Source organism: Sphingomonas sp., from assembly GCF_035555815.1.
Taxonomy (GTDB): Bacteria; Pseudomonadota; Alphaproteobacteria; order Sphingomonadales; family Sphingomonadaceae; genus Sphingomonas.
Genome location: NZ_DATMGG010000232.1, coordinates 1 through 4,116, shown reverse-complemented (window position 1 = coordinate 4,116; position 4,116 = coordinate 1). Strand labels below are relative to the sequence as shown.

Sequence of the window (4,116 nt, the reverse complement as noted above, 5' to 3'; positions counted from 1 at the left end):
CGCTGCGCCGGACGATCGAGCGTGATCGTCGCGACGGTGCCGTCGATCGACCAGCCGATCATGACGCACACGCGACGCAGCGCGGGTGCTGCGCGCCGCGGTGGGCGGGTGATGGCGCGCGGACGAACCGAAGGCCATCGGCGGACGGCTCGCTCCCGGCGTCTGATCCGCTGCGGGTATAACGAGCAAGAAGGATGCCACCCGCAATCGCCCTCGGTGGCTGGCCAGCTCGCGCGATACCGCGTGCCAGATAGGGACGCGAACCTGTCACGCGAGGATCGTTTCGAGACACCACCAGCCCGGCTGCGCGGCGCGGATCGCGGCGGCGGCGCGGGTGCGGGCATCGGCATCTCGGCACAAGGCGAAGCAGGTCGCGCCCGATCCCGACATGCGCGCCAGCAGCACGCCGGGGTGTTCCGCCAGCCGATCGAGCACGTCGCCGATCACCGGCGCCACCGCGCGGGCGGGCGCTGCCAGATCGTTGCGCCCCTCGCTGGCGATCACCGCCGCGTCGCCGACCGGCAGCGGCCCGCGATCGGCGCCGTCCCACCGCGCGAACACGTCGCGCGTCGCCACCGCGACGCCGGGATTGACCAGCAATACCGGCGCGCCCTCCAGCCCCGCCACCGGCTCCAGCCGTTCGCCCCTGCCCCGCCCGATCGCGGTGCGGCCGAGCAGGCAGGCGGGCACGTCGGAGCCAAGATCGGCGGCGATTTCCGCCAGCGCATCGGGTGACGTCACGCCGGTTCGCCGCGCCAGCGCGCGCAGCGTCGCCGCCGCGTCGGCCGATCCGCCGCCGATCCCCGACGCGACCGGCAGGCGCTTGACCAGTTCGATCGCCACCGGCGGGAGCGGGCCGAACCTCGCGGCAAAGGCTTCGGCGGCGCGGGTAACGAGATTGTTCCCCTCCGCGACCAACGGGCCGGCAAACGGGCCGGTGACGGCGAAACCGGGGAAGGCGGCGTCGCGCACGCGCAGTTCATCGCCGAACGCGACGAACGCGAACAGCGTCTCCAGCTCATGGTAGCCATCGGCGCGGCGCGCGCGGACGTGCAACGCCAGGTTGAGCTTGGCCCGCGCCGGCTCGACGATCGTGGCGGGGCCGGTCACTTCAGCCCGGCGGCGAGCTTGGCCGACAGGCGCGCGGCATCATCCGCCTCCGCGTGGACAGATGCCGCGCGCCACGCATAGCGCGCCTCGTACCGGCGGCCCGATCGCCAATAGGCGTCGCCCAGATGTTCCTGGATGGTAACGTCGGCCGGTTCGGCGCGCGCGGCGCGTTCGAGCAGTGGCATCGCCTTGTCGATCTGGCCGGTCTGGACATAGGCCCAGCCGAGCGAATCGGCGATCGCCGAATCGTCGGGCTCCAGTTTGGCGGCGCGTTCCAGCATCGCCTGCGCGCTCGCCAGATTCTCGCCGCGCGTCAGCCGGGCGTAGCCGAGATAGTTGAGCGCGACCGCTTCGTCCGGGGCCAGCTTGACCGCCTGTTCCAGCATCGCCTCCGCCTCGCGCCACCGACCGCCCTGTTCCAGCGCACCGCCGCGCTGAAGGTAGAGGATCCACCCCGGTCCGTCCTTCGCGCGCTTCATCGCGCTGGCATAGGCCGCGGCGGCATCGTCGAACCGCCCCGCCGCGACCAGCAGGTCGCCGTAACGCTGCAGATCCTGCGCGCCGGCACCCGGCGCGGCGGCGATCTCGCCAGCGGTGGCCAGCGCACGATCGCGCTGACCGGCACGGTTGAGCACGGTCACCTTCGCCCCCAGCACGGTGGCGTAATAGATCGAGGTCGGCTGCACCTCATCGAGCAGCGCGATCGCGCGGCGTTCGGCACCGTCGGCGGACAGCCCGTCGGCGAGGATCAGCCGGGCGCGCTCGTCGCGCGGATCGAGCAGCATCGCGGCGCGGCCCAGCACGATCGACAGCGGGCGCGCCTCACCGCGCACCAGATCGGCCGCGAGCCGCGTGAACAGCCGGGACACGCCAAAGCGCGCGCCGGGCGCCGCACCGTCCCCCAATTGCTCACGCAGCGCCGCCAGCACGCGATCGTCGCCCGCCGTCAGCGCGCGCGCGACGTCCGCGCGTCCGGCGTGGGCCAGCAGCATTGCCGCGTTGACCCGCAAGTCCAGATTGCCGCCCCCCGCGCCCAACAGCACGCGGATCTGCGCGATACCCTCATCGACCTTGCCGCCCGCGATCAGCAACAGCGCGCGATTCTCGGCGTTGAAGCGCCGCGACAGGCCGCCCTTGCCGCTGTCCGCCAGCATCCGCGCCGCATCGGCGTCACCGCGATCGAACGCCACCCATGCCTTGATCACCGGCGCCAGGAATTCAAGCGGCCCATTGGCCATCCGGTCGGCGGCGGCGTTGGCCGCCTCCCACTTGCCCGCCGCGACGGCGTCGGCGACGGCGATCACCGTCGCGTCGGCCGGCGCGACGCCAGCGGTCTGTAACGTATCGATCGAGGCCCGCACCAGCGTCATGTCGCCCGCCGCCAGCGCCTCGCGATAGGCGCGGATCGCGATCACCGGATTGCCGGGCGATCCGGCCAGCGCCTGGCCATAGGCAAGCGACGCCGCCTCCACCGCGCCGTCCGCGTCGGCCGCCCGCGCCTTGACATAGGCGGCCAGCGATTGCGGAACGTCGGCCCATGCCGGCCTCGCTGCCGTCATCATCGTGAGGGCGGCCAGACCAGCCAGCGATACGCTACATGTTCGGATAGTTCGGCCCTCCGCCGCCTTCGGGCACCACCCAGTTGATGTTCTGGGTCGGATCCTTGATGTCGCACGTCTTGCAGTGGACGCAGTTCTGCGCGTTGATGACGAACTTCGGGTCGCCGGTGTCCTGCCCCACGACCTCATAGACGCCGGCCGGGCAGTAACGCTGTGCCGGCTCATCGAACATCGGCAGGTCATAGGCGATCGGGATGTCCGGATCGCGCAGCGTCAGGTGGACCGGCTGATCCTCTTCATGATTGGTGTTCGACAGGAACACCGAAGACAGCCGGTCGAACGTCAGCACGCCGTCGGGCTTGGGATAGGGGATCGGCTGAACCTGATCCTTGCGCCACAACGTCTCGTTGTCGGGGTGATGGTGGAGCGTGAACGGCATCTTCACCCCCCAATGTTCCAGCCACATGGTGACGTTGGCCAGCCCCGATCCGAACAGGTCGCCGAACTTCTTGACCAGCGGAACGACGTTGCGGACCACGCCCAGTTCCTTGTGGACCCAGCTCGCCTCGAATGCTTCGGGATAGGCGGTCAGTTCGTCATATTCGCGGCCTGCCTGGATCGCGTCGAACGCGGCGTCGGCGGCCATCATCCCCGATTTGACCGCGGTGTGGCTGCCCTTGATGCGTGGCACGTTGAGGAAGCCCGCCGAATCGCCGATCAGCGCGCCGCCGGGGAACACCAGCTTCGGCACCGATTGCAGCCCGCCGTCGCTGATCGCGCGCGCGCCATAGGACACGCGCTTGCCGCCCTTCAGGATCGCGGCGATCGCCGGATGCGTCTTCCACCGCTGCATTTCCTGGAACGGCGACAGATAGGGGTTGGTGTAGTTGAGCCAGGTGACGAAGCCGAGCGCGACCTGCCCGTTGGCCTGATGATAGAGGAACCCGCCGCCGTTCGAGCCCTGCGTCTCGTTGAGCGGCCAGCCCTGGGTGTGGATCACCCGGCCGGGCGCGTGCAGCGCGGGATCGATGTCCCACAATTCCTTGACGCCGATACCATAGATCTGCGGATCGCTGTCGCACGCCAGGTCGAACGTGCGGATCAGTTCCTTGGTCAGATGCCCGCGGCACCCCTCGCCCAGCAGCGTGTATTTCGCATGGAGTTCTAGGCCGGGCTGGTAATCGGGCTTGTGATGGCCATCGCGGCCGACGCCCATGTCGCCGGTGGCGACCCCCTTCACCGATCCGTCGTCGTTGAACAGCACTTCCGCGGCCGCGAAGCCGGGAAAGATCTCGACGCCCAGCTCGCCGGCCTGTTCGGCGAGCCAGCGGCACAGGCTGCCCAGGCTGCCGGTATAGGTGCCGTGATTGTGCATGAACGACGGGGTGATGAAATGCGGAACGGCGAACTTGCCCTTCTTCGACAGCAACCAGTGTTGATTGTCGGT

General features: G+C 69.8%; 3 protein-coding genes. All 3 read right to left on the bottom strand.

The window, feature by feature from the left end; genetic code table 11:
- Positions 1-267: 267 nt before the first annotated feature.
- Positions 268-1,110: a 4-(cytidine 5'-diphospho)-2-C-methyl-D-erythritol kinase gene (locus VNR91_RS13365; RefSeq protein WP_325491267.1), complete on the bottom strand. Its 843-nt coding sequence runs from the start codon at positions 1,108-1,110 to the stop codon at positions 268-270.
- Entirely contained in the window at positions 1,107-2,669 is a 1,563-nt protein-coding gene (locus VNR91_RS13360; protein ID WP_325491266.1) for a tetratricopeptide repeat protein, read from the bottom strand. The genes VNR91_RS13365 and VNR91_RS13360 overlap by 4 nt, the downstream gene beginning before the upstream one ends.
- A 34-nt stretch (positions 2,670-2,703) precedes the next feature.
- Positions 2,704-4,116, bottom strand: a 1,413-nt coding sequence (locus VNR91_RS13355; protein WP_325491265.1) for an electron transfer flavoprotein-ubiquinone oxidoreductase, incomplete at its 5' end; no start/stop codon positions are given.